The sequence below is a fragment of the Citricoccus parietis genome, from assembly GCF_042433045.1.
Taxonomy (GTDB): domain Bacteria; phylum Actinomycetota; class Actinomycetes; order Actinomycetales; family Micrococcaceae; genus Citricoccus; species Citricoccus parietis.
The window spans coordinates 1-2,584 of the sequence record NZ_JBHLWH010000053.1 but is presented as its reverse complement, the minus strand read 5'-3'; the positions used below and the strand labels follow the sequence as shown (position 1 = coordinate 2,584).

2 protein-coding genes are annotated in these 2,584 nt (G+C 66.3%); both read left to right on the top strand.

The genetic code is table 11. The features are described 5' to 3' along the window. Positions 1–320 precede the first annotated feature (320 nt). Positions 321–1,409, top strand: a complete 1,089-nt coding sequence (locus tag ACFFIO_RS17270; protein WP_159554912.1) for an IS110 family RNA-guided transposase — start codon at positions 321–323, stop codon at positions 1,407–1,409. Continuing rightward, positions 1,402–2,584 (top strand): IS256 family transposase (locus tag ACFFIO_RS17265; RefSeq protein WP_378043693.1); only part of this gene is annotated, 1,183 nt, incomplete at its 3' end. The genes ACFFIO_RS17270 and ACFFIO_RS17265, both read left to right, overlap by 8 nt.

Genomic DNA, 2,584 nt, shown 5'->3' with positions numbered 1-2,584 from the left:
CACCGGTGTGATCCTTCGAGTCAACCTTGCACAGAATCCTCGAAAGGAGTCACCACGGTGACCGCTCCTCATATTGTCGACAGTGATGATGGAGTTGGGTACCCCGGGCGGGGGTCTGACTCGATTGTCGACGGGCGTCAGTGACTGCCTTTGCATGGGATTTGTCGGCCTCGCAGCCCGGGGTACCACGCACGTGACTGGACCTGTGGTGTGACCTTATAGGAGCTTGTGCAGCAGCCCCATCACTGTCTTGTCCACCTCATGGTGCCGGTCTCGTGCCGTCCCCTGTAGTTGGATCTGAAAGGTGGCACTGCATCATGATGACGGAACATCCTTCGGCCCTGGAGGTCTTTGGCGGAGTTGACACCCACTCGCTCACCCACCACGCCGCGGTGGTCGACACGCTCGGCCGCGAACTGGGCGACCGCGAGTTTCCGGCGACGGTGGCCGGTTACGAGGCCCTGAAGGACTGGCTGGCCGGTTTCGGTCAGCTCGTGAAGGTGGGCATCGAAGGGACCGGTTCCTACGGTGCGGGACTGATGCGGGTACTCACGGGGGCCGGGATCATCGTGGTCGAGGTCGACCGACCTGACCGTACGGCGCGCCGCTCGCTGGGCAAGTCCGACCCGCTGGATGCCTATGCAGCGGCCCGGGCAGCAGCATCCGGACGTGCCACCGGCACGCCGAAGTCGCGCGATGGCATCGTGGAATCGATACGGTGCCTACGCCTTGCGCACCGCTCGGCAGTGAAGGCGCGGACCCAGTGCATCAACCAGATCCGAGCGTTGCTGCTCAACGGGCCGGCCGATCTTCACGAGCACCTCGCGCCACTGCCCAGGGCGAAGATGGTGAAGTCCATCGCCCGTCTGCGGCCCGCCACCAACCTGACCGATCCTCACGTGGCCTGCAAGCTGGCGTTGCGGTCCTTAGCTCGCCGTCACGCCAGCCTGGACGAGGAGGTCAGTCAGCTGCACCGGGGGCTGAGCGAACTGACCCAGGAGGCGGCCCCGCAGCTGCGCGACCGTCCCGGCGTCGGCGTGCTGGTCGCGGCTCAGTTGTTGGTCACCGCTGGTGATAACCCCGACCGACTCGGCTCTGAGGCCTCCTTCGCTCATCTGACCGGAGTTGCCCCGGTCCCAGCCTCCTCCGGGAAGCGCCAGCACCGGCACCGACTCAACCGCGGTGGTGACCGGGCCGCGAACAATGCGCTCTACACCATTGCGCTGGCCCGGATGCGATACCACCCACAGACCCGGGCCTACGTAGAGCGACGCACCGCCGAAGGACTATCGAAGAAGGACATCATGCGTTGTCTTAAGCGCGCGATCGCCCGAGAGGTTTATCGTCTACTCACCAAGCCAGCCGATCCGCCGGCATGGACCATCACGGCACTACCCGCAGCTGCTTGACATCTATAGGAGCATCCCTGCTGGCCTGCTCAGTGAAGCCCTGTCCGAAGCCTCCCCGGACTTGATGCGTTCTCTGTTGCAGACCGTGATCAACTCTCTACTCTCCGCCGACGCCGACGCGGTCGTCGGCGCCGAGTGGGGCAGACCCGCCACGACCCGCACCGCCCAGCGGAACGGTTACCGCCACCGCGAGCTGGATACCCGGGTCGGGATCATCGACGTGGCCATCCCCAAACTCAGATCGGGCACCTACTTTCCCGAGTGGCTGCTGGAACGCAGGAAGCGGGCCGAGTCGGCGCTGATCACGGTGGTGGCGGACTGTTACCTCGCCGGGGTGTCGACTCGCCGGATGGACAAACTCGTGAAGACACTGGGCATCAACGTCCTGTCGAAGTCCCAGGTGTCGCGGATGGCCGAGAACTTGGACGAGCAGGTCGAGGCCTTCCGCCACCGGCCCCTGGACGCGGCAGGGCCGTTCACGTTCGTGGCCGCCGACGCGCTGACGATGAAGGTCCGCGAGGGCGGCCGGGTGGTCAATGCCGTGGTGCTGCTTGCCACCGGCGTCAACGCCGACGGGCACCGCGAGGTGTTGGGCCTGCGGGTGGCCACCTCGGAGACCGGGGCGGCGTGGAATGAGTTCTTCGCCGATCTCGTCGCCCGGGGTCTGGGCGGGGTCCGCCTGGTCACCTCCGATGCCCACACCGGGCTCAAGGACGCCATCGCTGCGAACCTGCCCGGCGCCGCCTGGCAACGGTGTCGGACGCATTACTCTGCGAACCTGATGGGCATCACCCCGAAGTCCATGTGGCCGGCCGTGAAGGCGATGCTGCACAGCGTGTATGACCAGCCAGATGCCGCCGCGGTGAACGCGCAGTTCGACCGGCTCATCGACTACGTGGGCGAGAAGCTGCCCGCCGTGGCTGAGCACCTCGACGCCGCTCGGGCCGACATCCTGGCCTTCACCACGTTCCCGAAGGACGTCTGGACCCAGATCTGGTCCAACAACCCCCAGGAGCGGCTCAACCGCGAGATCCGGCGCCGCACCGACTCCGTCGGCATCTTCCCCAACCGCCAGGCCATCGTCCGGCTCGTCGGGGCCGTCCTGGCCGAACAGACCGACGAATGGACCGAAGGACGCCGCTACCTCGGCCTCGAGGTCCTGCACCGCTGCCGCC